Source organism: Burkholderia sp. JP2-270 (genome assembly GCF_003233675.1).
In the GTDB taxonomy this organism is placed as follows: Bacteria; Pseudomonadota; Gammaproteobacteria; order Burkholderiales; family Burkholderiaceae; genus Burkholderia; species Burkholderia pyrrocinia_C.
On record NZ_CP029824.1, the window covers coordinates 409,349 to 433,378 of the forward strand.

General features: G+C 65.7%; 31 protein-coding genes. 1 reads left to right on the forward strand and 30 read right to left on the reverse strand.

The features are described from left to right. Positions 1-54 precede the first annotated feature (54 nt). From DM992_RS01900 to DM992_RS01920, 5 genes are all read right to left on the reverse strand, one after another. Positions 55-666, reverse strand: coding sequence for a glutathione S-transferase N-terminal domain-containing protein (locus DM992_RS01900; protein ID WP_006400565.1), 612 nt, complete (start codon positions 664-666; stop codon positions 55-57). A 94-nt stretch (positions 667-760) separates the two neighbouring features. Beyond that, the gene (locus DM992_RS01905) at positions 761-1,519 is read right to left on the reverse strand and encodes a cytochrome c1 (protein WP_111015464.1); all 759 of its coding nucleotides are present in this window, start codon (positions 1,517-1,519) and stop codon (positions 761-763) included. Between the two features lie 21 nt (positions 1,520-1,540). Continuing rightward, positions 1,541-2,923: a cytochrome bc complex cytochrome b subunit gene (locus tag DM992_RS01910; RefSeq protein WP_111015465.1), complete on the reverse strand. Its 1,383-nt coding sequence runs from the start codon at positions 2,921-2,923 to the stop codon at positions 1,541-1,543. Further along, complete coding sequence (petA, locus tag DM992_RS01915; RefSeq protein WP_111015466.1) at positions 2,923-3,543, reverse strand: ubiquinol-cytochrome c reductase iron-sulfur subunit; 621 nt, start codon at positions 3,541-3,543, stop codon at positions 2,923-2,925. The genes DM992_RS01910 and petA overlap by 1 nt, the downstream gene beginning before the upstream one ends. Before the next feature lie 218 nt (positions 3,544-3,761). Then, positions 3,762-4,508 (reverse strand): Nif3-like dinuclear metal center hexameric protein, encoded by a 747-nt coding sequence (locus DM992_RS01920; protein ID WP_111015467.1) that lies wholly within the window; start codon positions 4,506-4,508, stop codon positions 3,762-3,764. 21 nt (positions 4,509-4,529) lie between these two features. On the opposite strand from DM992_RS01920, the gene DM992_RS01925 reads away from it, so the two are divergent. Beyond that, on the forward strand, positions 4,530-5,735 hold the full coding sequence (locus DM992_RS01925) for a Do family serine endopeptidase (RefSeq protein ID WP_047899631.1): 1,206 nt from the start codon (positions 4,530-4,532) through the stop codon (positions 5,733-5,735). 197 nt (positions 5,736-5,932) lie between these two features. On the opposite strand, the gene tatC is transcribed toward DM992_RS01925, so the two are convergent. From tatC to DM992_RS02050, 25 genes are all read right to left on the reverse strand, one after another. Beyond that, positions 5,933-6,721, reverse strand: a complete 789-nt coding sequence (tatC, locus tag DM992_RS01930; RefSeq protein WP_111015468.1) for a twin-arginine translocase subunit TatC — start codon at positions 6,719-6,721, stop codon at positions 5,933-5,935. 41 nt (positions 6,722-6,762) lie between these two features. Further along, positions 6,763-7,293, reverse strand: a complete 531-nt coding sequence (gene tatB, locus DM992_RS01935; RefSeq protein ID WP_111015469.1) for a Sec-independent protein translocase protein TatB — start codon at positions 7,291-7,293, stop codon at positions 6,763-6,765. Positions 7,294-7,319: 26 nt separating this feature from the next. Next, the gene (tatA, locus tag DM992_RS01940) at positions 7,320-7,550 is read right to left on the reverse strand and encodes a Sec-independent protein translocase subunit TatA (RefSeq protein WP_111015470.1); all 231 of its coding nucleotides are present in this window, start codon (positions 7,548-7,550) and stop codon (positions 7,320-7,322) included. Positions 7,551-7,643: 93 nt separating this feature from the next. Next, complete coding sequence (locus tag DM992_RS01945; RefSeq protein ID WP_072443899.1) at positions 7,644-8,009, reverse strand: histidine triad nucleotide-binding protein; 366 nt, start codon at positions 8,007-8,009, stop codon at positions 7,644-7,646. 31 nt (positions 8,010-8,040) lie between these two features. After that, a complete protein-coding gene (locus DM992_RS01950) occupies positions 8,041-8,433 on the reverse strand; it encodes a membrane protein (protein ID WP_034183656.1) in 393 nt (130 codons plus the stop codon). 71 nt (positions 8,434-8,504) lie between these two features. After that, on the reverse strand, positions 8,505-8,870 hold the full coding sequence (locus DM992_RS01955) for a phosphoribosyl-ATP diphosphatase (RefSeq protein WP_006485344.1): 366 nt from the start codon (positions 8,868-8,870) through the stop codon (positions 8,505-8,507). Then, positions 8,867-9,283: a phosphoribosyl-AMP cyclohydrolase gene (gene hisI, locus DM992_RS01960; protein WP_105391630.1), complete on the reverse strand. Its 417-nt coding sequence runs from the start codon at positions 9,281-9,283 to the stop codon at positions 8,867-8,869. Before hisI ends, DM992_RS01955 begins: the two co-directional genes overlap by 4 nt. Further along, positions 9,283-10,056, reverse strand: a complete 774-nt coding sequence (hisF, locus tag DM992_RS01965; RefSeq protein WP_034183654.1) for an imidazole glycerol phosphate synthase subunit HisF — start codon at positions 10,054-10,056, stop codon at positions 9,283-9,285. The genes hisI and hisF overlap by 1 nt, the downstream gene beginning before the upstream one ends. Before the next feature lie 108 nt (positions 10,057-10,164). Further along, positions 10,165-10,920: a 1-(5-phosphoribosyl)-5-[(5-phosphoribosylamino)methylideneamino]imidazole-4-carboxamide isomerase gene (hisA, locus tag DM992_RS01970; protein ID WP_034183653.1), complete on the reverse strand. Its 756-nt coding sequence runs from the start codon at positions 10,918-10,920 to the stop codon at positions 10,165-10,167. A 163-nt stretch (positions 10,921-11,083) separates the two neighbouring features. Further along, on the reverse strand, positions 11,084-11,725 hold the full coding sequence (hisH, locus tag DM992_RS01975) for an imidazole glycerol phosphate synthase subunit HisH (RefSeq protein ID WP_111015471.1): 642 nt from the start codon (positions 11,723-11,725) through the stop codon (positions 11,084-11,086). Further along, a complete protein-coding gene (locus DM992_RS01980) occupies positions 11,722-12,342 on the reverse strand; it encodes a MarC family protein (RefSeq protein WP_072443888.1) in 621 nt (206 codons plus the stop codon). Before DM992_RS01980 ends, hisH begins: the two co-directional genes overlap by 4 nt. Positions 12,343-12,403: 61 nt before the next feature. Further along, on the reverse strand, positions 12,404-12,991 hold the full coding sequence (hisB, locus tag DM992_RS01985) for an imidazoleglycerol-phosphate dehydratase HisB (protein ID WP_011546606.1): 588 nt from the start codon (positions 12,989-12,991) through the stop codon (positions 12,404-12,406). Positions 12,992-13,056: 65 nt separating this feature from the next. Next, the gene (gene hisC / locus DM992_RS01990; RefSeq protein WP_111015472.1) at positions 13,057-14,130 is read right to left on the reverse strand and encodes a histidinol-phosphate transaminase; all 1,074 of its coding nucleotides are present in this window, start codon (positions 14,128-14,130) and stop codon (positions 13,057-13,059) included. 130 nt (positions 14,131-14,260) lie between these two features. Further along, positions 14,261-15,577: a histidinol dehydrogenase gene (gene hisD / locus DM992_RS01995; RefSeq protein ID WP_111015473.1), complete on the reverse strand. Its 1,317-nt coding sequence runs from the start codon at positions 15,575-15,577 to the stop codon at positions 14,261-14,263. A 24-nt stretch (positions 15,578-15,601) separates the two neighbouring features. Next, entirely contained in the window at positions 15,602-16,255 is a 654-nt protein-coding gene (gene hisG / locus DM992_RS02000) for an ATP phosphoribosyltransferase (protein WP_034183648.1), read from the reverse strand. Beyond that, a complete protein-coding gene (murA, locus tag DM992_RS02005) occupies positions 16,252-17,601 on the reverse strand; it encodes a UDP-N-acetylglucosamine 1-carboxyvinyltransferase (protein WP_111015474.1) in 1,350 nt (449 codons plus the stop codon). The genes hisG and murA overlap by 4 nt, the downstream gene beginning before the upstream one ends. Before the next feature lie 14 nt (positions 17,602-17,615). Continuing rightward, positions 17,616-17,855: a BolA family protein gene (locus DM992_RS02010; protein WP_006477131.1), complete on the reverse strand. Its 240-nt coding sequence runs from the start codon at positions 17,853-17,855 to the stop codon at positions 17,616-17,618. 55 nt (positions 17,856-17,910) lie between these two features. Continuing rightward, a complete protein-coding gene (locus DM992_RS02015) occupies positions 17,911-18,666 on the reverse strand; it encodes an ABC transporter permease (RefSeq protein WP_111015475.1) in 756 nt (251 codons plus the stop codon). Continuing rightward, positions 18,663-19,589 (reverse strand): ABC transporter ATP-binding protein, encoded by a 927-nt coding sequence (locus DM992_RS02020; RefSeq protein ID WP_034189820.1) that lies wholly within the window; start codon positions 19,587-19,589, stop codon positions 18,663-18,665. Before DM992_RS02020 ends, DM992_RS02015 begins: the two co-directional genes overlap by 4 nt. A 192-nt stretch (positions 19,590-19,781) precedes the next feature. Further along, the gene (locus DM992_RS02025; RefSeq protein WP_111015476.1) at positions 19,782-20,057 is read right to left on the reverse strand and encodes an STAS domain-containing protein; all 276 of its coding nucleotides are present in this window, start codon (positions 20,055-20,057) and stop codon (positions 19,782-19,784) included. After that, positions 20,054-20,683, reverse strand: coding sequence for an ABC transporter substrate-binding protein (locus DM992_RS02030; protein ID WP_111017769.1), 630 nt, complete (start codon positions 20,681-20,683; stop codon positions 20,054-20,056). Before DM992_RS02030 ends, DM992_RS02025 begins: the two co-directional genes overlap by 4 nt. Before the next feature lie 111 nt (positions 20,684-20,794). After that, positions 20,795-21,760: a VacJ family lipoprotein gene (locus tag DM992_RS02035; protein ID WP_111017770.1), complete on the reverse strand. Its 966-nt coding sequence runs from the start codon at positions 21,758-21,760 to the stop codon at positions 20,795-20,797. Positions 21,761-21,791: 31 nt separating this feature from the next. Further along, positions 21,792-22,352, reverse strand: a complete 561-nt coding sequence (gene mlaD, locus DM992_RS02040; protein WP_111015477.1) for an outer membrane lipid asymmetry maintenance protein MlaD — start codon at positions 22,350-22,352, stop codon at positions 21,792-21,794. Between the two features lie 24 nt (positions 22,353-22,376). Beyond that, complete coding sequence (gene mlaE, locus DM992_RS02045) at positions 22,377-23,144, reverse strand: lipid asymmetry maintenance ABC transporter permease subunit MlaE (RefSeq protein ID WP_034183642.1); 768 nt, start codon at positions 23,142-23,144, stop codon at positions 22,377-22,379. Beyond that, the gene (locus DM992_RS02050) at positions 23,141-23,962 is read right to left on the reverse strand and encodes an ABC transporter ATP-binding protein (protein ID WP_006477138.1); all 822 of its coding nucleotides are present in this window, start codon (positions 23,960-23,962) and stop codon (positions 23,141-23,143) included. The genes mlaE and DM992_RS02050 overlap by 4 nt, the downstream gene beginning before the upstream one ends. Positions 23,963-24,030: the final 68 nt, after the last annotated feature.

A 24,030-nucleotide genomic window follows, 5' to 3' on the forward strand; every position in this document is an offset into this window, starting at 1 on the left:
AGCGGGCGGCGCGGCACGCCGCGCCGCCCGCTCCGTCTTGCCTTCATTGCATCATCAACGACGCATGACCTTTTCGGACGGCGTCAGTGCTTCGATATAGGCCGGACGGCTGAAGATCCGCTCCGCGTACTTCATCAGCGGAGCAGCGTTCTTCGACAGCTCGATGCCGTAGTGATCCAGACGCCACAGCAGCGGCGCGATCGCGACGTCGAGCATCGAGAACTCCTCGCCGAGCATGTACTTGTTCTTCACGAAGATCGGCGCGAGCTGCGTCAGGCGATCGCGGATCGCGAGGCGTGCCTTCTCGTGATTCTTCTCCGCTGCCTTGCCCTTCTCGTTCTCGAGCGTGCTGACGTGAACGAACAGCTCCTTCTCGAAGTTGAGCAGGAACAGGCGCGCGCGTGCGCGCTGCACGGGGTCGGCCGGCATCAGTTGCGGATGCGGGAAGCGCTCGTCGATGTACTCGTTGATGATGTTCGATTCGTACAGGATCAGGTCGCGCTCGACCAGGATCGGCACCTGACCGTACGGGTTCATCACCGAAATGTCTTCCGGCTTGTTGAACAGGTCGACGTCACGGATTTCGAAGTCCATGCCCTTCTCGAACAGCACCAGCCGGCAACGCTGGGAGAACGGGCAAGTTGTGCCGGAATACAGAACCATCATATTTGCGTTTCCTCAAAAAAGCCGAGGGCCGGCACGCGGCGCAGCCCCTTTCACGGGTTCCGCGTTGCGCCGGCCCCACGCCGGTCAGGCGTGTTTACTTGATATCTTTCCAGTACGCGGCATTGAGCCGCCAGGCCAGGAAAGTCAGGACACCGAGAAAGACCAGCACCCACACGCCGAGGCGCTTGCGGGTCTGCTGGGCCGGCTCGGACATCCATGTCATATAGGCCACCAGGTCGGCAACCGCAGCGTCGTAGTCCGGGGACGACAGCGTCCCCGGCGTGACCTGCTGGAAGCCGACGAGCGTGTGGACCTTCTCGCCCGTCTCCTCGTCCGTCTTGTCTTCGAATTTGGCAATGCGCTGCCCCTGCAGTTGCCACAATACATGGGGCATGCCGACGTTCTCGAACACCGCGTTGTTCCAGCCGGACGGCCGCGTATCGTCGCGGTAGAAACTCCGCAGATACGTATACAGCCAGTCGCGGCCGCGCGCGCGCTCCTCGACCGACAGGTCGGGCGGCGAGGTGCCGAGCCAGTTCTTCGCGTCTTCGGGCCGCATCGCGACGGACATCGTGCTCCCGACCTTGTCGGTCGTGAACAGGAGATTCGTTTCGATCTCCTTCTGGGATATGCCCAGATCCGTCAGACGGTTGTAGCGCATCAGGTTCGCGCTGTGGCAGTTCAGGCAATAGTTTACAAACAATTGCGCGCCGTGCTGAAGCGAAACGAGATTTTCCGTGTTATCGGGCGCCCGGTCGAGCGGAAAATTACCTTCCGCCCGCACGCCCGGCGCCACCAGCAGCGCACACGCGGTCGCCCCGATCAGCGCGAGTGTCGAAAGCAGTTTCTTCATGTCGTTCTCTCCTCGCTCACGTTAATGGGGCTTGAAGCGCACCCGCTCCGGCGGCTGCTTGAACGTGCCAAGCGGCGTCCAGACGGGCATGCCGAGGAAGAACGCGAAGTAGATCAGCGCACAGGCCTGCGCGATCAGCGTCGCAGCCGGCGATGGCGGCCGCGTGCCGAGAAACGCGAGGGTCAGGAACGCCGCGACGAAGATCCCGAGGAACACCTTGTGGAACAGCGGCCGGTAGCGGATCGACTTCACCGGGCTGCGGTCGAGCCACGGCAGGAAGAACAGCGTGATCACCGCCGAGCCCATCACGACGACGCCCCAGAACTTCGACTCCGTCAGGTACATGAACACGACGATCGCCGCGGCCAGCACCGGCAGCCCGGCCTTCCACTTGCCGCGCGCGCGGATGAGCGCAAGCACGCCAAGCACCGCGATCACGATCATCAGCACGATCTTGAACGGGTCGGTGGTCGCGCGCAGCATCGCGTAGAACGCGGTGAAGTACCAGACCGGCGCAATCTCGGGCGGCGTCTGCAGCGGGTTCGCCGGGACGAAGTTGTTCGCCTCGAGGAAGTAGCCGCCCATCTCCGGCGAGAAGAACACGATCAGCGCGAACACCATCAGGAACACGCACACGCCGAGGAAATCGTGCACCGAGTAGTACGGGTGGAACGGGATGCCGTCGAGCGGAATGCCGTTCTCGTCCTTCTTCGCCTTGATCTCGATGCCGTCCGGATTATTCGACCCCACTTCGTGCAGCGCGACGAGGTGCGCGATCACGAGGCCGACCAGCACCAGCGGAATCGCGATCACGTGAAACGCAAAGAAGCGGTTCAGCGTGACGTCGGACACGACGTAATCGCCGCGAATCCACAGCGACAGGTCCGGGCCGACGAACGGGATCGCCGAGAACAGGTTCACGATCACCTGCGCGCCCCAGAACGACATCTGGCCCCACGGCAGCAAATAGCCGAAGAACGCCTCGGCCATCAGGCACAGGAAGATCGCGCAGCCGAAGATCCACACGAGCTCGCGCGGCTTGCGGTACGACCCGTACAGCAGCCCGCGGAACATGTGCAGGTAGACGACCACGAAGAACATCGATGCACCGGTCGAGTGCATGTAGCGGATCAGCCAGCCCCACGGCACCTCGCGCATGATGTACTCGACCGACGCGAATGCGAGCGTCGAGTCGGGCTTGTAGTTCATCGTCAGGAAAATGCCCGTGACGATCTGGTTGACGAGCACGAGCAGCGCGAGGGAGCCGAAGAAGTACCAGAAGTTGAAGTTCTTCGGCGCGTAGTACTCGGAAACGTGCTTCTTCCAGGTAGACGTGAGCGGGAAGCGCTGGTCGATCCAGCCGGTGAGACCTGTCGTGGAGACTTCCTTGTTGTCGGCGGCCATCACGCTTCTCCTTTCTCGTCCTTGCCGATCACGAGGGTCGTCGCCGACGTGAACATGTAGGGCGGGATGTCGAGATTCTGAGGCGCCGGCTTGTTCTTGAACACACGGCCGGCGAGGTCGTAGGTCGAACCATGGCACGGGCACAGGAAACCACCCGGCCAGTCGTCCGGCAGGTTCGGCTGCGGACCCGGCGTGAAGCGTTGGCTAGGCGTGCAGCCGAGGTGCGTACATACGGCCATCACGACGAGAATGTTCTTGCGATCGGTCCGCGCGCGATATTCGTTCGCGCAATACGCGGGCAACGGCATCGAATACGGGGACTTCGTGGTCGGATCGGCCACATCCTTGTCGGCCTTGACCACGTCGGCCAGCATCGAATCGGTGCGATTCAGGATCCAGACGGGCTTGCCGCGCCACGGCACGGTGACCATCTCGCCAGGCTTCAGGCTGCTGATGTCGACTTCGACCGGTGCACCGGCCGCTTTCGCTTTCGCGGACGGCGCAAGCGACGCCGCGAAAGGTATGACGGTGGCTACGCCTCCTACGCCACCTGCTACGGATGTCGCAATCAGCCAGGTACGGCGGCCGCTGTCGACGCGTTTCTCTTCCTTGTCTCGCATCACACGCCCCACTTCTGAGTTGGATTTTCCGTCACGACTTTCCATTCCGCCGCTAGTTTGCTCGAATGGAGTCGTCATTTACAAGGCCCGGAGATGAAAATCCCTTCGAAGTGTTTGATAGTTAAGGGTTATCCCCCACTATCGGAGCGGTTAAATCATTGTTCTTTTAAGCGTTCACTACATTACGAAATTTCGATGCGCTGCCGCAAATCCGGCGCTCAGACCGGATTATGAATATCGATAAAAAGGTGTTCGAGATCGAATTCTTCGGACAAGTGGGCGCCAAGCGCCTGGATTCCGTAACGCTCGGTCGCATGGTGCCCTGCCGCAACGAACGCGACGCCGCTTTCGGCCGCCGTATGCGTCACGTATTCGGACACCTCGCCCGTCAGGTACACGTCCGCGCCGGCGTCGATTGCCGCATCGAAATAGCTCTGCGCGGCGCCCGTGCACCACGCGATGCGGCGCAATTGCAGGTCCGGATCGCCGAACACGAGCGGCGTGCGGCCGAGCGTGCGCTCGACCTTCGCGACGAAGTGTTCGAGCGTGACGGGCATCGGCAGCGTTGCCATCCAGCCGAGGTCACCGTCGCCGAAACGTTGCTCGCCGATCAGCCCGAGCTTCTCGCCGAGCTGCGCGTTGTTGCCGAACTCGGGATGCGCGTCGAGCGGCAGGTGGAACGCGAACAGGTTCAGGTCGTTCGCGAGCAGCAGCTTCAGGCGCTGATACTTGCGGCCCGTGATCTGCGGCGCCTCGTTGCGCCAGAAATAGCCGTGATGGACGAGCACGGCATCTGCCCCCCATTCGAGCGCGGCTTCGAGGAACGCGACCGACGCGGTCACGCCGGTGGCGATCTTCTCGATCTTGCGGCGCCCCTCGACCTGGAGACCGTTCGGGCAATAGTCCTTGAAGCGCGCGGTTTCAAGGGTATTGTTCAAGTACAATTCAAGTTCGATCCGATCCATATAAACCTCTAATCCATTCAGATGCTTAGACGCTTCTGGCTGTTCTTCGCGCAAGCGGTTACCGTGCTGCTCGCGCTGATGTTCATCGTCGTGACGCTCAAGCCGCAATGGCTGCAACGGCAAGGACAGCTCGGCAAGCAGCTCGCGACGCCGATCGTTGCGCTGCGGGAAGTCGCGCCGGGCATCGGCGGTGCGCCGGCGACCACGTCGTACGCGGAAGCCGCGCAGAAGGCGATGCCGGCCGTCGTCAACGTATTCTCCAGCAAGGACGGCTCGCTGCCGCCCGACCCGCGCGCGAAAGATCCGCTGTTCCGCTACTTCTTCGGCGACCGCAACGCCCGCAAGCAGCAGGACGAACCGGCAGCCAACCTTGGCTCGGGCGTTATCGTGAGCCCCGAAGGTTACATTCTAACGAACCAGCACGTCGTGGACGGCGCCGACCAGATCGAGGTCGCGCTCGCCGACGGCCGCACGGCCACCGCGAAGGTGATCGGCAGCGATCCCGAGACCGATCTCGCCGTGCTGAAGATCAACATGACGAACCTGCCGACGATCACGCTCGGCCGCTCCGACCAGTCGCGGGTCGGCGATGTCGTGCTCGCGATCGGCAACCCGTTCGGCGTCGGCCAGACGGTTACGATGGGGATCATCAGCGCGCTCGGCCGCAACCACCTTGGCATCAACACGTTCGAGAACTTCATCCAGACCGACGCACCGATCAACCCCGGCAACTCGGGCGGCGCGCTGGTCGACGTAAACGGCAACCTGCTCGGCATCAACACGGCGATCTACTCGCGCTCGGGCGGCTCGCTCGGCATCGGCTTCGCGATTCCGGTATCGACCGCGCGCACCGTGCTCGAAAGCATCATCACGACGGGCTCGGTCACGCGCGGCTGGATCGGCGTCGAGCCGCAGGACGTCACGCCGGAGATTGCCGAGTCGTTCGGGCTCCAGCAGAAATCCGGCGCGATCGTCGCGGGCGTGCTGCAGGGCGGCCCGGCCGACAAGGCCGGCATCAAGCCGGGCGACATCCTGGTCACGGTCAACGGCGAGGACATCACCGACACGACGAAGCTGCTGAACGTCGTCGCGCAGATCAAGCCGGGCACGCCGACCAAGGTGCACGTCGTGCGCAAGGGCAAGGAGTTCGACGTGAACGTCGTGATCGGCAAGCGCCCGCCGCCTCCGAAGCAGACGCTCGACGAACAGGACAGCGATACGGAATGACGTTCACGGTCGGCGCGCCGACGCGTGCCGGCCGCCGACGGAAATGAAAAAAGGGCAGCCGATGGCTGCCCTTTTGCCTTGCATCGAAGACCTTGTTGCCGCGGACGTAGCTTCAACGCCCGCTTTCCAGCCCCCGATGCCACCGGGCCGCACCGGCATGGCCGGCACAAGCCGCGCCGCCGCGCGCCGCACCGTCGTCAACTCGCGGCTTCGCCGTTCCCCGTCTCGCCCTCTTCGGCCGGCTTCTTCGGTACGAAGAACCGCGCGGCCAGGATCCCGGCCTCGTACAGCACGATCAGCGGCAGCGCGAGCATCAGTTGCGAGAACACGTCCGGCGGCGTGACGACCGCGGCGACGACAAACGCGCCGACGATCACGTACGGCCGGATCTCCTTCAGCTTCTTCACCGTCAGCACGCCCATCCGGACGAGCAGCACGACGACGATCGGCACCTCGAACGTGACCCCGAACGCGATGAACATCCCGAGCACGAAGCTCAGATAGTTGTCGATGTCGGTCGTCATCTCGGCGCCGAGCGGCGCGTTGTAGTGCGCCATCACGCGGAAGATCGTCGGGAACACGAAGAAGTACGCGAACGCCATCCCGCACAGGAACAGGAAGTAGCTGCTGCCGACGAGCGGCACGACGAGCTTCTTCTCGTGCTGGTACAGCCCCGGCGCGACGAACGCCCAGATCTGGTACAGCACGACCGGCAGCGCGATCACGAGCGCGACGAGCATCGTGACCTTCATCGGCACGAAGAACGAGCCGGTGACGTCGGTGACGATCATCTTGCCGTCCTTCGGCAGGTTCTGCATCAGCGGCCGCGCGAGCAGCTTGAAGATGTCGGGCGCCCAGTAGACGAGCCCGAGGAACACGACGATCACGGCCAGCCCCGCGCGAATGATGCGATCGCGAAGCTCGACGAGATGGGAAATGAAGGTTTCTTCCGGGGCGTCGCCCGGGTTCTGCTGGGGGTCGCTCACACCGGCCCTCGGTAGGATTGACGAGCGAGCATGCGCTCGACTCAGAAGAAGCGCGTCGGCCGGCGCAGGCTGGCCGGCTGGTGGCGCGCGACACGCGCGGCGCCCGACTGCACATGTGTGCGGCGGGTGATCGCGCGCTTGTACCAGACAGGCGTCGCCGCCTGCCTGACACGCCAGTTGCGGCGCTTCGGCGCGAGCGCGGCCGTACTGCCGCGCCACGACGGCGCCGCCGGCGTATCGGAACCGTACGACCCGGCATCGCCGGAAGCCTCGTTAGGGCCGCCGACCGCGGAATGCCACGTGTCGTTCAGTTCCTTCTCGTGCTCGCGCAGGTTGTCGTGAATCGTCGTCTCGACATTGCGCGCGGCCGACTCGAAATCGGTCTTCATCGTCCGCAGCGCGTCGAGTTCGATTTCGCGCGAGACCTCGGCCTTCACGTCGTTGATGTACCGCTGCGCGCGGCCGAACAATGCGCCTGCCGTACGCGCGACGCGCGGCAGGCGCTCGGGGCCGAGCACCACGAGCGCGACGACGCCGATCAGCGCCATCTTCGAAAGACCGAGATCCAGCATCGCGAATGCCTGTCAGCGTGCCGGCGTTACGCCTTGTTCGAATCGGAACGCGTCGTTTCCTTCGCGTTGACGTCGACCGAACCCGAACGCGGCAGTTGCTGCGCGTCGACCGGCGTTTCGCCTTCCTTCATGCCGTCCTTGAAGCCCTTAACCGCGCTGCCGAGATCGTTGCCGATGTTGCGCAGCTTCTTCGTACCGAAAACCAGCGCGACGATCAGCAGCACGATCAGCCAGTGCCAAATGCTCAATCCACCCATGATGAAACCTCTCCTCAACCACGCCGCTGCGCGGCGCAAATCGCCGGCGACGCGCCGGCTTCGACTATCGATGCGGGGAAACGCCCCGCGCCGTCAACCCATCCGATGCCACGGGCGCGGGCCGGCCAGGATATGCGCGTGCAGGTGGTAAACCTCCTGCCCGCCGCCGGGGCCCGTGTTGATCACCGTGCGAAAACCGGTTTCGCCGCCCGTATACGCGACGCCGAGCTGGTCGGCGAGGCGCGCGACGAGCAGCATCAGCCGGCCGAGCATCGGCGCATCGCCGTCGCCCACCGCCGACAGCGTCGGCAGGTGTCGGCGCGGAATCACGAGCACGTGCGTCTCGGCCGCCGGGCGGATGTCGCGGAACGCGACGAATTCGTCGTCCTCGTGCACCTTCGTGCTCGGGATCTCGCCTGCCGCGATCTTGCAGAACAGGCAATTCGGATCGTGACTCATGTTGCTCCTGCGAAACGCCCGCCGCGGCCGGTCAGAACCACGCCTGCGGATCGAGCGTCTTGTTGTCGTTCAGGTACAGCCAGCCCTTGATGATACGGTACAGCGTCCAAATCCATGTGACAAACATCACTGCGAATCCGACCACCACGAACGCCAGCGCGAACCCGATCACATAGGCGATCAGCGCGCGCCAGAACGTGCGGATCTGCCACTCGAAGTGATCGGCGTACGGCGTGCCAGCCACATCGCCGCGCTTCACGTAGTTGATGATGATCGCGATGATGCCCGTGACGCCGCCCGTCAGCCAATGAAACGCATAGAGGCCATAGAGCACGTGAGTCAGCGTGCGCAACCCGTTCAGGCGTTCGGCGTCCGCGGCCCCCGGCACCGACGGCGGCGGAAACTGGCTTGGCGTATCGGTCATGATGCTACCCCCGTTAGATGACAATTCTTACAGCTTACCGCACTGTCGCCACCGCGGCGGGCCGATGCGTGTCACCCGCCGTTTTCCTCGCGCTCGCGGCGCTTGCGCAGCGCCTTCTCCTCGATGCCCGACAACCCTTCGCGGCGCTCGAGCTCGGCGATCACGTCGGCCGGGCTCAGGTCGAAGTGCGACAGCATCACGAGGCAGTGGAACCACAGGTCGGCCACCTCGCCGACGAGCGCGGTCGGCGCGCCGCCCTGGCGCACGTCCTTCGCGGCCAGCACGACTTCCGTCGCCTCTTCGCCGATTTTCTTCAGCACCGCGTCGTCGCCCTTGTGGAACAGGCGCGATACGTACGATTGATCGGGATCGCCGCCCTTGCGGCTATCGATCACCGCCGCGAGGCGCAGCAGCGTGTCTTCGGTCGATTGCGTCATTTGTAGATGTGTTCGGGATCTTTCAGCACCGGTTCGACCGCGACCCAGTCGCCGTCGTCGACGGTGCCCTCGAATTTCTGGAAGAAGCACGAATGCCGGCCGGTGTGGCACGCGATGCCCGACACCTGCTCGACCTTCAGCAGCACGACGTCCTCGTCGCAGTCGAGCCGCACCTCGTGCACGTGCTGCACGTGGCCCGACTCCTCGCCCTTGAACCACAGGCGCTTGCGCGAGCGCGAATAGTAGACCGCGCGCTGCGTCTCGATCGTCTTCGCCAGCGCCTCGCGGTTCATCCAAGCGAACATCAGCACGTCGTTCGTCGACGCTTCCTGCGCGATCACCGGCACGAGGCCGTGGTCGTCCCAGCGGACCTTGTCGAGCCACGCGGGCAGGGATTTCGTTTCCGTATTCATCACAGCCTCACCGGGATGCCCTGGTCGGCCATGAAGCGCTTCGCCTCGCCTACCGTGTGCTCGCCGTAGTGGAAGATGCTCGCGGCCAGCACCGCGTCGGCACGGCCGTCCTTGATGCCGTCCGCGAGATCCTGCAGCGAGCCGACGCCGCCCGACGCGATCACCGGCACCGGCACCGCGTCCGACACGCCGCGCGTGAGCGCGAGGTCGAAACCCGATTTCGTGCCGTCGCGGTCCATGCTCGTGAGCAGGATCTCGCCCGCGCCGAGCTCGGCCATCTTGCGCGCCCATTCGATCGCGTCGAGGCCCGTGCCCTTGCGGCCACCGTGCGTGAACACTTCCCAGCGCGGCGTCTCGCCGTCGGCCGATACGCGCTTCGCGTCGATCGCGACGACGATGCACTGCGAGCCGTACTTGTCGGCCGCGTCGCGCACGAGCTGCGGGTTGGCGACCGCCGACGAATTCATGCTGACCTTGTCCGCGCCTGCGTTCAGCAGGCGCCGCACGTCCTCGACGGCGCGCACGCCGCCGCCGACGGTCAGCGGAATGAACACCTGCGACGCAACCGCCTCGATGATCGGCAGGATCAGGTCGCGCTGGTCGGACGTCGCGGTGATGTCGAGGAACGTCAGTTCGTCGGCGCCCTGGTCGTCGTAACGGCGGGCGATCTCGACGGGGTCGCCCGCGTCGCGCAGCTCGACGAAATTGACGCCCTTGACGACGCGCCCGGCGGTTACGTCCAGGCAGGGGATGATGCGTTTAGCTAGAGCCATGATGTTGCGCCAAATGCCGCGATGGGACGGCCGGTTGCGGAAGCCTCGCGCGAGGCTTCCGATCGGGGCCGCCCGGCGGGCAGCCCCCGGCGAACGGGACAACCGCGCTTACGCGTTGTCGAGTTCGCCGTTCAGTTCGTCCGCGCGCTTTTGCGCGGCCGCGAAATCGAGATCGCCGGAGTAGATCGCACGGCCGCAGATCACGCCTTCGACGCCGTGCTCTTCCACTTCGCACAGATTCTCGATGTCCGTGAGGTTCGACAGGCCGCCGCTCGCGATCACCGGAATGCCGACCGCCTGCGCGAGCTTCACGGTCGCCTCGATGTTGATGCCCTGCAGCATCCCGTCGCGGCCGATGTCCGTGTAGACGATCGATTCGACGCCGTAGTCCTCGAACTTCTGCGCGAGATCGATCACTTCGTGGCCCGTCAGCTTGCTCCAGCCGTCGGTCGCGACCTTGCCGTCCTTCGCGTCCAGCCCGACGATGATGTTGCCGGCGAACGCGGTGCATGCGTCCTGCAGGAAGCCCGGATCCTTCACGGCCGCCGTGCCGATGATCACGTAGGACAGGCCCGCGTCGAGATACTTCTCGATCGTCTCGAGGCTGCGGATGCCGCCGCCGAGCTGTACGGGGATTTCATCGCCGACTTCGTCGAGGATCGCTTCGATCGCCTCGAGATTCTTCGGCTTGCCGGCGAACGCGCCGTTCAGGTCGACCAGATGGAGCCGCCGGGCGCCGAGATCGACCCACTTGCGGGCCATCGCCGCCGGGTCCTCGGAAAAAATCGTGGCCTGGTCCATATCGCCCTGTTTCAGGCGCACACACTGACCGTCTTTGAGATCGATGGCCGGAATCAGCAACATAGCAATCGGGTATCGTCGTGGAAGAAGAAAAGAATCCGGCGCGTACCGGCCAACCCGGTACCGCGCCGTCTCGCTAGTTTAGTACAACTCTTTCGGCGCTTTGGCGCGCGAGCCCCGCAAGACGGACCTCTCGGGCCCGCCGACTGTGGCACGCACGCGACGTTCACGGTTTCCAGTGTACGAAGTTGCGATACAGACGCAACCCGACCTCCGCGCTTTTCTCCGGGTGGAATTGGGTCGCGAAGAGGTTATCCCGCGCGACCGCGGACGTAAACGGCGCGCCGTATGCCGTTTCGCCGACCGTATGCGCCGGATTGTCCGGCGTCACGTAATAACTGTGCACGAAGTAAAAATACGCGTCGTCGGGCACGCCGTCCCACAGCGGGTGCGGCTGCGTCTGATGCACGCGGTTCCAGCCCATCTGCGGCACCTTGAAACGCGAGCCGTCGTCCTGCAGCCGGCCGTCGAGCTCGAAGCGCACGACCTTGCCGGGCAACAGGCCGAGGCCCTTCGTGTCGCCTTCCGCGCTCCAGTCGAACAGCATCTGCTCGCCGACGCACACGCCGAGCAGCGGCTTCGTGCGCGACGCCTCGATCACGGCCTCCTGCAGGCCCGATTCGCCGAGACAGCGCATGCAGTCGGGCATCGCGCCCTGGCCGGGCAGCACGACGCGGTCGGCCGCGCGAATCGCGGCCGGCGTGTCGACGATCGCCACGTCGGCGGCCGGTTCGGCCTTCTTGAGCGCCTGCGCGACCGAGCGCAGGTTGCCCATCCCATAATCCACAATCGCAATCGAAGTTTTCATCTCAGTGCAGGCAGTAGCGCCCTCAGTCCATTGACGATGAATTCCACCGCCAGCGCCGACAGCATCAGACCCATCAGCCGCGTGGCGATGTTGATGCCCGTGCGGCCGATCCAGTTCGCGATCGGCTCGGCGAGCCGCATCGCGACGAAACACAGCAAAGCCAGGACCGCGCCGATCGCGACCAGCCCGGCCCGCTCATACCAGTGACGCGAGTTCGCCGCATAGATGATCACCGTGCTGATCGAGCCGGGGCCCGTGAGCAGCGGAATCGCCAGCGGCACGACCGCGATGTTGTCCTTCAGCTCGGCCTCGTGGCGCTCCTCCGGCGTGGATCGCGTGTTGCCGATCTGCGCGTTCAGCATGTTGATCGCCATCAGCAGCATGATGATCCCGCCGCCCACTTCGAGCGAGCCGACCGAAATGCCGAAGAAGTCGATGATCTGCTGCCCCAGCAGCGTCGTCACCGTCATCACGCAGAACACCGACACCGACGCGATCCGGATCGTGCGGCGCCGCTCGATGTCCGTCTGCTGCGCCGTCAGGCTCAGGAAGAACGGCACCGCGCCGATCGGGTTGATCAGCGCAAGCAGCGAAATGAACGATTTGAGCAGATCCATCGCAAGCCGGCGCGCGCGCCGAAGCCGTGAGGTTGTCCTTAGCGTCCGTCCGTTTGGAAGTTCAGAGGCTGCCCTTCGTCGACGGGATCTGCCCCGCCGCACGCTCGTCCAGTTCCACCGCCGCGCGCAGCGCACGGCCGAAGGCCTTGAACACCGTCTCGAGCTGATGGTGCGCGTTGATCCCGCGCAGGTTGTCGATGTGCAGCGTGACGCCCGCGTGGTTCACGAAACCGCGGAAGAATTCGATCGACAGGTCGACGTCGAACGTGCCGATCCGCGCACGCGTGAACGGCACGTGGAATTCGAGGCCCGGCCGGCCCGAGAAGTCGATCACGACGCGCGACAGCGCCTCGTCGAGCGGCACGTACGAATGGCCGTAGCGGCGAATGCCCTTGCGGTCGCCGATCGCCTTCGCGACGGCCTGCCCGAGCGTGATGCCGACATCCTCGACCGTGTGGTGGTCGTCGATATGCGTGTCGCCATGCGCTTCGACCTCGAGATCGACCAGACCGTGTCGCGCGATCTGGTCGAGCATATGGTCGAGAAACGGCACGCCGGTGGCCAGCTTCTGCCGGCCGGTGCCGTCGAGATCGAGCTTCACACGGATCTGCGTTTCGCTGGTATTGCGAACGACTTCCGCCACACGCATGGCAATTCCTTGATTGAGTCTGATGTAAATGGGGATTGATCGTCGCGCGCCGCCGCGCCCTGGGCTCAACCGGGCAGCGCGAGTTTCAAAGCGGCCAGCAGGCGGGCGTTTTCGTCGGGAGAACCGACGGTCAGCCGCACGCATTCGGCCAGTAACGGATGCATTTTACTCACGTTTTTGATCAGCACCCGCTCGGTGAGCAGCGCATCGAACACGGCAGCCGCGTCCGGCACGCGCACCAGCAGGAAATTGCCGGCGCTCGGGAACACCGTCGCGCCCGGCAGCGCGGCCACGGCCTGCGCGAGGCGCGCGCGTTCCGCGCGCAGTTCGGCCGCCTGCGCATCGAGCACGTCGAGGTGGTCGAGCAGGAAATCGGCGGTCGCCTGGGTCAGCACGTTGATGTTGTAAGGCGGACGCACCTTGTCGAATTCGGTCAGCCACGCGTGCCGCCCGACCAGATAACCGAGGCGGATGCCCGCGAGGCCGAGCTTCGACACCGTGCGCATCACGACGACGTTGTCGAATTCGGCGGCGCGCGGCAGCCACGAGCGCTCGGCGAACGGCTGGTACGCCTCGTCGATCACGATCAGGCTGTGCCGCGCGGCCGCGACGATCCGCTCGACGTCGGCATCGTCGTACAGCGTGCCGGTCGGGTTGTTCGGATACGCGAGATAAACGATCGCCGGGCGGTGCTCTGCGATCGCCGCGAGCATCGCGTCGGCATCGAGCGTCAGGTCGGCCTTCAGCGGCACGCCGACGAATTCGAGCTGCGCAAGCTTCGCGGACAGTTCATACATCACGAAGCCCGGCACCGGCGCGAGCACCTTCGCGCCCGGCTGCGCGCACGCGACCGAGATCATGCTGATGATTTCGTCCGACCCGTTGCCGAGCAGCACGTCGCATGCGGCCGGCACGCCCATCGCGTGGCGCAGCTTGTCGAGCAGCGCGGCCGGGCGCGGCGCCGGATAGCGGTTCAGCGCGACCTGCGCTAGACGCTCGCCGAGTGCCGCGGCGAGCGGTTCGGGCAGCGGATACGGGTTCTCCATCGCGTCGAGCTTCACGAATCCGCTCGCGTCCGGCACCGGGTAGCTCGTCATCGCGAGCACGTCGCGGCGGATGATGTCTTGTGGCGTCGTCATGGTTTCAAGCCGGCGTGCGTCGCGCCGGCATCAAATGGTCGGCAAGGCGGCGGCTGCCGCCCTGCGCTGCGTCTCCTCAGCCGGGAGCGGCGCGTCAGCGCCCGTCCCGGCCCCGCGCAGAGCGCGCGGGTTACCCCTTCATCCGGAACTCGGCGCTCTTCGCGTGCGCCTGCAGCCCCTCGCCGTACGCGAGTTCGGACGCGATCTCGCCGAGCGTCTGCGCGCCTTCGGCGCTGACCTCGATCAGGCTCGAGCGCTTGATGAAGTCGTACACGCCGAGCGGCGACGAGAAGCGCGCGGTGCGCGACGTCGGCAGCACGTGGTTCGGGCCCGCGCAGTAGTCGCCGAGGCTCTCGCTCGTGTAGCGGCCGAGGAAGATCGCGCCCGCGTGGCGGATCTGCTGGCCCCATTGCTGCGGCTCCAGTGCCGAGATTTCCAGGTGCTCGGGCGCGATGTCGTTCGCGATCCGGCATGCCTCGGCCATGTCGCGCACCTTGATCAGCGCGCCGCGGCCTTCGAGCGACGCGCGGATCACGTCCTGGCGCGGCATCGACGGCAGCAGCTCGTTGATCGCCTTCTCGACGCGCTCGAGGAACGCGGCGTCCGGGCACAGCAGGATCGACTGCGCGAGTTCATCGTGCTCGGCCTGCGAAAACAGGTCCATCGCGACCCAGTTCGGATCGGTCGTGCCGTCGCACAGCACGAGGATTTCCGACGGCCCCGCGATCATGTCGATGCCGACCGTGCCGAACACGCGGCGCTTCGCCGACGCGACGTATGCATTGCCGGGCCCGCAGATCTTGTCGACGGGCGGCACCGTCGCCGTGCCGTACGCGAGCGCGCCGACCGCCTGCGCACCGCCGATCGTGAACACGCGGTCGACGCCGCCGAGCAGCGCCGCGGCGAGCACGAGGTCGTTCTTCACGCCGTCCGGCGTCGGCACGACCATCACGATCTCGCCGACGCCGGCGACGCGCGCGGGAATCGCGTTCATCAGCACCGACGACGGATACGCGGCCTTGCCGCCCGGCACGTACAGGCCGACGCGGTCGAGCGGCGTGACCTTCTGGCCGAGCACCGTGCCGTCGCTTTCCGTGTATTGCCAGCTATGCGTGCCGCACTCGATCTTCTGCTTCTCGTGATACGCGCGCACGCGCGCCGCGGCCGCTTCCAGCGCCGCGCGCGCCTTCGGCGCGAGGCTGTCGAGTGCCGTCTGCAGCGCATCCTGCGGCAGTTCGAGCGCGGCAACGCTGTCCGCGTTCAGCCGGTCGAAACGGTTCGTGTACTCGAGCACCGCGGCGTCGCCGCGCGATTTCACGTCGGCGAGGATCTGCGCGACCGATTGCTCGATCGCCTCGTCTTCGCTCGCTTCGAATGCGAGCACCGCACGCAGCGCGGCGTCGAAGCCGTCGCTCGTCGAATCGAGTTTGCGGATGGTGATGGCCATGGGAGTTCCGTTACGGTGATGCGCTCAACCGCCATTCTGCGACGCGCGTTCGAACGCGTCGAGGATCGGCTTGAGCGCGGCGCGCTTCAACTTCAGCGCAGCCTGGTTCACGACGAGGCGCGACGAGATCGCCATGATCTCCTCGACCTCGACCAGATTGTTCGCCTTCAGCGTGCCGCCCGAGCTGACGAGGTCGACGATCGCGTCGGCCAGGCCGACCAGCGGCGCGAGTTCCATCGAGCCGTACAGCTTGATCAGGTCGACGTGCACGCCCTTCGCCGCGAAGTGCTCGCGTGCCGTTTCGACGTACTTCGTCGCGACCCGCAGGCGCGCGCCCTGGCGCACCGCGTTCGCATAGTCGAAGCCGGCCGGCACGGCCACCGACATCCGGCAGCGCGCAATGTTCAGATCGATCGGCTGGTACAGGCCCGAGCCGCCGTGCTCGACCAGCACGTCCTTGCCGGCCACGCCGAAATCGGCCGCGCCGTATTCGACATAGGTCGGCACGTCGCTCGCGCGCACGATGATCACGCGCAGGTTCGGGTCGGTCGTCGGCAGGATCAGCTTGCGCGACGTTTCCGGATCCTCGGCCACCTGCACGCCGGCTGCGGCGAGCAGCGGCAGGGTTTCCTCGAAAATCCGGCCCTTCGACAGGGCGAGGGTCAGCGGCACGCTCATGCTTGGCTCCCGGAGAGGCGGCGCACGTTCGCGCCGACGGCGGTCAGTTTGGCTTCCATGCGGTCGTAGCCGCGGTCCAGGTGATAGATGCGGTCGACGATGGTTTCGCCGTCGGCACGCAGTCCGGCGATCACGAGGCTCGCCGACGCGCGCAGGTCGGTCGCCATCACGTTCGCGCCCGACAGTTTCTCGACGCCCGTCACGAGCGCCGTGTTGCCGTCGATGGTGATGTTCGCGCCGAGCCGGTTCAGCTCCTGCACGTGCATGAAGCGGTTCTCGAAGATCGTCTCGACGACCTGCGCGGTGCCCGTCGCGACCGTATTGAGGGCCATGAACTGCGCCTGCATGTCGGTCGGGAACGCCGGGTATTCCGACGTGCGGATCGTCACCGCCGACGGCCGGCGGTCCATCTTCACGCGCAGCCAGCTGTCGCCTTCCTCGATCGATACGCCGGCTTCGCGCAGCTTGTCGATCACCGCGTCGAGGATGTGCGGGCGCACGCCCGTCAGCCTCACGTCGCCGCCGGCCGCCGCGACCGCGCACAGGAACGTGCCGGCCTCGATGCGGTCGGGAATCACCGAATGGCGCGCGCCGTGCAGTCGCTCGACGCCCTGGATCACGAGGCGATCGGTGCCGATGCCGTCGATTTTCGCGCCCATTCCGACCAGCAAGTGTGCGAGATCGCTCACTTCCGGTTCGCGGGCCGCGTTCTCGATCACCGTCTCGCCGTCGGCGAGCGTCGCGGCCATCAGCAGGTTTTCCGTCCCCGTCACCGTGATCATGTCGGTCACGATGCGCGCGCCTTTCAGGCGCTTCGCGCGCGCTTCGATGAAGCCGTGCTCGATGCTGATCTCGGCGCCCATCGCCTGCAGGCCCTTGATGTGCTGGTCGACCGGACGCGCGCCGATCGCGCAGCCGCCCGGCAGCGACACCTTCGCCTCGCCGAAGCGCGCGAGCAGCGGCCCGAGCACGAGGATCGACGCGCGCATCGTCTTCACGAGCTCGTACGGCGCGACGAGGTTGTCGACGCGCGACGCGTCGAGCTGCACGCGGCAGCCGTCGGTCTCGCTCTTCACGCCCATCTGGTTCAGCACCTTCAGCGTGGTGCGCACGTCCTTGAGGTTCGGCACGTTGTCGAGATCGACCGGATCGGCGGTGAGCAGCCCCGCGCACAGGATCGGCAGTGCGGCGTTCTTCGCGCCCGACACGACGATCTCGCCGGACAGGCGGCGGCCGCCTTCGATCGCGAGCTTGTCCATCCCATGTCCCTGCAATTCCCCGTTGGCGGCCGGGTGTGCCGTGGCGACGCTCTGGACGGCGTCGCGCTCGTTGACGGTGACTTGCACTCAGTGATTTCCGGTTATGCGTTCTGCCATTCGGCGGGCGTCAGCGTCTTCATGCTGAGCGCGTGAATTTCCTGCTTCATGCGATCGCCGAGCGCCGCATAGACGAGCTGGTGCCGCTGGATCGGCCGCTTGCCTTCGAAGGCCGCCGACACGATCGTCGCGAAGAAATGCTGGCCGTCGCCTTCGACTTCCAGATGCGTGCAGGCGAGGCCGCCGGCGATGTATTGCTTGACCTGTTCGGGAGTCGGCAACATGGTGTAAGGCTCCTGTCGGCGCGCGCCGCCCCGGGGCGGCCGCTGCCTGTCGATATCAATGACGCAGCTTGTAGCCGGTCGCGAGCAGCCGCATCGCGACCATCGCGAGCAGCACGAAGAAACCGGCGACGATCGCGAGGCTCGCGAACGGGTTGATGTCGGACGCGCCGAAGAACCCGAAACGGAAGCCGTCGATCATGTAGAAAAACGGATTGAGACGCGAGATCTCGCGCCACACGGGCGGCAGCGAGTGCGTCGAATAGAACACGCCGGACAGGAACGTCAGCGGCATGATCAGGAAGTTCTGGAACGCGGCGAGCTGGTCGAACTTCTCGGCCCAGATCCCGGCGATCAAGCCGAGCGTGCCGAGGATCGCCGAGCCGAGCAGCACGAACGCAATGATGAACAGCGGCGCCGCGAAATGCATCGGGATAAACCAGATCGTCACGACGAACACGCCCGCACCGACCGCGAGCCCGCGCACGACGGACGCGAGCACGTACGCGCCGAAGATGTCGCGGTACGACAGCGGCGGCAGCAGCATGAACACCAGGTTGCCGGTGATCTTCGACTGGATCAGCGACGACGAGCTGTTCGCGAACGCGTTCTGCAGCACGCTCATCATCACGAGGCCCGGCACGAGAAAGCTCACGTACTCGACGCCCGGATACACCTCGACGCGGCCCGACAGCGCGTGGCCGAAAATCGTCAGATACAGCAGCGCCGTCACGATCGGCGCGCACACCGTCTGGAACGACACCTTCCAGAAGCGCAGCAGTTCCTTGTAGAACAGCGTTTGAAAACCGCTCATGCCAGCCCCTCGATCACCTCGGCCCCGTTCATCACCTGGACGAACACATCCTCAAGGTCGGCCTTGCGGACCTCGATCTCGTCGAACGTGCAGCCCGCCGCGCGGCACTGCGCGAGGATGCGTTCGACATCGTCGTAGCTCGTGAGGCGCAGCAGGTGCTCGCCCGGCGCGCGCGCGGCCGGATCGGTCTCCAGCCCGCGCAGCTCGGCCGGCAGCGCGCCGGTCGCCAGGCGCAGGTAGAGCTGCAGCCCCGCGAAGCGGCGCAGCAGCGCGTCGGTGCGGTCGAGCGCGACCACTTCGCCACGGCGCAGCATCGCGATGCGGTCGCACAGCGACTCGGCTTCCTCGAGGTAATGGGTGGTCAGCACGATCGTGTGACCCTCGCGGTTCAGGCGCGAGATGAATTTCCACAGCGTCTGGCGCAATTCGACGTCGACGCCGGCGGTCGGCTCGTCGAGCACGATCACGGGTGGCCGGTGCACGAGCGCCTGCGCGACGAGCACGCGGCGCTTCATCCCGCCCGACAGCGCGCGCATGTTCGCATCGGCCTTCTCGGTCAGGTCGAGATTGGCCATCACTTCATCGATCCAGTCGTCGTTGCGGCGCAGCCCGAAATAGCCGGACTGGATGCGCAGCGTCTCGCGGACGGTGAAGAACGGGTCGAAAACGAGTTCCTGAGGCACGACGCCGAGTGCGCGGCGCGCACCACGGAAGTCCTTGACGACGTCGTGGCCGCGCACCGAGATACTGCCTTCGTCGGCCCGGGCAAGCCCGGCGAGGATGCTGATGAGCGTGGTCTTGCCTGCGCCGTTGGGGCCGAGCAGACCGAAAAACTCGCCTTCCTCGACCGACAGGCTGACGCCCTTGAGCGCCTGAAGCGACTTGTAGCGCTTCTTGACGTGACGGATTTCTATGGCTGACATGACTGTGCGCGACGCAACGGCCGCGACGCCTATTCTGTGCTTGCTGCGAAAGAAAATGGGGGCCGGACGCCGATTGGCTGCCCCGCAAAACGCTTGATTATAGGGCAAACCGGCTGGTGGAGCCGGCGCTGAAGGCGCGCGGCCTGAAGCTTGCGCGCGCCGGCTGGCGCGGCAGGCTCCGGTCGGACAGCGTCAATGTCGCTCGGCGCCTTCGATGAGCGCGTCGACGCCATAGGCGCGCGCGAGGCTGGCGAGCTTCGGGGGGAGATTGAGGATGTCGAGGGTCGCGCCGCGCGATTTGGCGGCACGTTGCCATGCGAGCAGCACGGCGAGCGCGGACGAGTCGAACTGCGTCAGCGCCGCGCAATCGACGGCGGTCGCACCCGCATCGACACGCGCAAGACCGTCCGCGAGCGCGGACTTCGCGCTCGCGACGGTCAGCGAGGAGCCTGCTTCGAAGCCGCTCACGACGCCTGCTTGCCGGCGGCGAGTTGCTGGTTGCGCTGCGTCAGGAACTGGATCAGGCCTTCCACGCCGCTTTGCTGGATCTTCTCGTTGAACTGCTGCTGGTACGTCTGGATCAGCCACGCGCCGAGCACGTTCAGGTCATACACCTTCCAGCCGCTCGCCGACTTGTACAGGCGGTAATCGATCTGGACCGGCTGGCCGTTGTTCATCGCGACCGTCTTGACCACGACGTCGGTATCGGCCGGATCCGCGCGGAACGGCGGGTACTGGATCTGCTGGTCCGGCTTCAGCTGCGCGAGCGCGCCCGAATACGTGCGGATCAGCAGCAGCTTGAACTGCTCCTGGATCTGCTGCTGCTGGTCGGCCGTCGCCGTGCGCCAGTTGCGGCCCATCGCAAGCTGCGTGGTGCGGCGGAAATCGGTGTACGGCAGGATGTCCTTGTTGACGATCGTAATGATGCGATTGGTGTCGCCCTGCTTGATCGTCTGCTGCTTGACTTCGTCGAGCACCTGCTGAGTCGCCGTCTTGATCAGCGCCTGCGGGGTCGACTGGTCGACTTGCGCGTGAGCTGCGCCGCCGAACGAGAACAGCGCCGCGAAAACGGGGATCAGGAACAGTTTTTTCATCATAGTGACCTGCATGAATGAGTCGATGCGAAGATTGGAGCAGGTAGCTTACGCGCAAGTTCGCGTGCGCTACCGACTGAATCGTTTCCGGCTGTAACGAATGTAAATCCGTCAGTGCAGCCGGATGCTCGGGAAGCGGAACCCGCCCGGAGACGGCGGCGCCACCTGCATCGCCGGCACGTTCGTTTCGCTGGCCGGGTTCGGCGAAACGGCCGTGCCCGATGCCGGGGCAGCAACCGCCGCGCCCGATGCGCCCGCCGGTGCCACCGCGCCACCCACCGCCGCTGCACCCGCCGAACCGGCCGCGCCGGCGGCCGCCGGCGCGGCGCCGTCGTCCGGCAGGTCGTACTTCGGCAGCGCGTCGTTGCTTGCCGTCGAGCCGGCCGCGCCACGCGCGTTGTCGATCAGCATCTGGCGGCGCTGCAGGTACGCGTTGCGCACGAACGAATACTTGTCGAGCGCCGCGGCGTCCAGCACGTCGCCCGCGCCGAGCAGGTTCGAGCGCGTGTTGACGAGATTCACGCCGAACAGGCCCCAGCTCAGGCCATCCGGCTTCACATAGGTCAGCGGGTTGCCGACGTAGTCGACACCGAGGCCGGCCGTGTCGCGCACCGTGCTCGGGCCGAGCAGCGGCAGCACGAGATACGGGCCCGACGGCACGCCGTAGCGGCCCATCGTGACCCCGAAGTCGGCGGTGTGTTTCGGCAGCTTCGCGATCGTCGCGACATCGAACAGGCCGCCGACGCCGAACACCGTGTTGATCACGACGCGCATGATGTCGCCGACGCCGTCCGCGATCCGCAACTGCACGATGTTGTTCGCCGCGACGTAGACGTCGCCGATGTTCGAGAAGAAGTTCGTCACGCTGTCGCGCACCGGCTGCGGCACGACCTTCTGGTAACCCTGCGCGACCGGCTTCAGCGCGTACGTGTCGACCGTGTCGTTGAACTTGTACATCGTCCGGTTGAAGCCTTCGAGCGGATCGCCCTTGGTCGGCGTCTGCACGGTCGCGCAGCCGCTCAACGCGGCGACTGCCGCTACCGCGAGCGCGGCGTGCCTGATGCGGATCGTCTGCATGGTCATTCCCCTCTTGTATTCTCTCGTGTGGTTATTGGGCTGCCGAAGCGGGCGCGGCGGACACGGCGGACGCCGGCACCGCCACCGGCGCGGGAGCGGCCGACGCGCCGGCTGCCGGCTTCGCGCCGCCTGCATCGGCGGCCTTGCTGTACAGGAACTGGCCGATCAGGTTCTCGAGCACGATCGCCGACTGCGTCATCGTGATCGTGTCGCCTGCCTTCAGCATTTCGGTGTCGCCGCCCGGATCGAGGCCGATATATTGCTCGCCGAGCAGGCCCGACGTCAGGATCTTCGCCGACGAATCCTTCGGGAACTGATACTGGCCGTCGACATCGATCGTCACGAGCGCCTGATAAGTGTTCGTGTCGAAGCCGATCGACTTCACGCGGCCGACCACGACGCCCGCGCTCTTCACGGCCGCGCGCGGCTTCAGCCCGCCGATATTGTCGAATTTCATCCTCACTGCGTAGGTCGGCTGAAACGACAGCGAGCTCATGTTGCCGACCTTCAGCGCCAGGAACAGCACCGCAAGGAAGCCCACCACCACGAACAGGCCGACCCAGAAGTCGAGAGCAGTCTTTTTCATCGTCATCCCAAAATATGGCTTGGCTGAGGCTTAGCTGAACATCAGCGCGGTCAGCAGGAAATCGAGGCCGAGTACGGCGAGCGACGCGAACACGACCGTCTTGGTGGTCGCGCGCGACACGCCTTCGGGCGTGGGCTTCGCTTCATACCCCTGGTACAGCGCAATGAAGGTCACGGCGAACCCGAACACGATGCTCTTCAGCACGCCGTTGCCGACGTCGGCCCAGACCTCGACCCCGCCCTGCATCTGCGACCAGAACGCGCCCGGATCGACGCCGATCAGCACGACGCCGACGAAGTAGCCGCCGAGCACGCCGACCGCGTTGAAGATCGCGGCCAGGAACGGCATCGCGATGATGCCCGCCCACATGCGCGGCGCGATCACCGTCTTGATCGGGTCGACCGCCATCATCTCGAGCGCGGTGAGCTGCTCGCCGGCCTTCATCAGGCCGATCTCGGCCGTGAGCGACGTGCCCGCGCGGCCCGCGAACAGCAGCGCGGTGACGACGGGCCCAAGCTCGCGCACGAGCGACAGCGCGACCAGGAGGCCGAGCGCCTGCTCGGACCCGTAGCGGTTCAACGTGTAATACCCCTGCAGGCCGAGCACGAAGCCGACGAACAGCCCCGACACGGCAATGATCACGAACGAATAGTTGCCGAGGAAGTGGATCTGCTTCGTGACAAGCCGCGGCCGGCGCAGCAGCGGGAAGAATTCCAGCACGAGGCGCACGAACAGGCGCGTGCCGTAGCCCGTGCGCTCGAGGCCGCCGATGACGTAACGTCCGATCGCGCTGATCATGCGCGCCCTCCGCCGAGCCCGAAATCCGCTGCGAGCGGCGGGCTCGTGTAATGAAATTTGAACGGGCCGTCCGGCGCGCCGTCGATGAACTGCCGCACGCTCGGGTCGGTCGACGCGCGCAGCTCGTCGGGCGTGCCCTGCGCGAGCACGCCGCCGTTGGCCAGGAAATACACGTAGTCGGCGATCGCGAACGACTCCGGCACGTCGTGCGTGACGAGGATCGACGTCGCGCCGAGCGCCTGGTTCAGCGTGCGGATCAGGTTCGCGGTGATGCCGAGCGAGATCGGATCGAGGCCCGCGAACGGCTCGTCGTACATGATGAGCTGCGGATCGAGCGCGATCGCGCGCGCCAGTGCGATGCGGCGCGCCATCCCGCCCGACACCTCGGACGGCATCAGGTCGCGCGCACCGCGCAGGCCGACCGCGTTGAGCTTCATCAGCACGAGGTCGCGGATCAGGTCTTCGGGCAGGTCGGTGTGCTCGCGCAGCGCGAACGCGACGTTCTCGAACACCGACATGTCGGTGAACAACGCGCCGAACTGGAACAGCATGCCCATCTTGCGGCGCAGCGCGTACAGGCCGTCGCGCGTTTGCGCGCCGACATCGGCGCCGTCGAACAGCACCTGGCCGCGGCGCGCGCGCACGAGGCCGCCGATCAGGCGCAGCACGGTCGTCTTGCCGCAACCCGACCCGCCCATGACCGCGACGACCTGCCCGCGCCCGAAACGCAGGTTCAGGTTGGACAGGACGAGGCGGTCGCCGTAGCCAAAGTCGACGTCGCGAAGTTCCAGCAGGGTCTCGGTAGGAGTGGGGCTCACGGAGCTGACAGTCCTTTTACGCAGAACGCCGAATTATAGGGCCTGCATTGGAATGATGTCGTGACGCC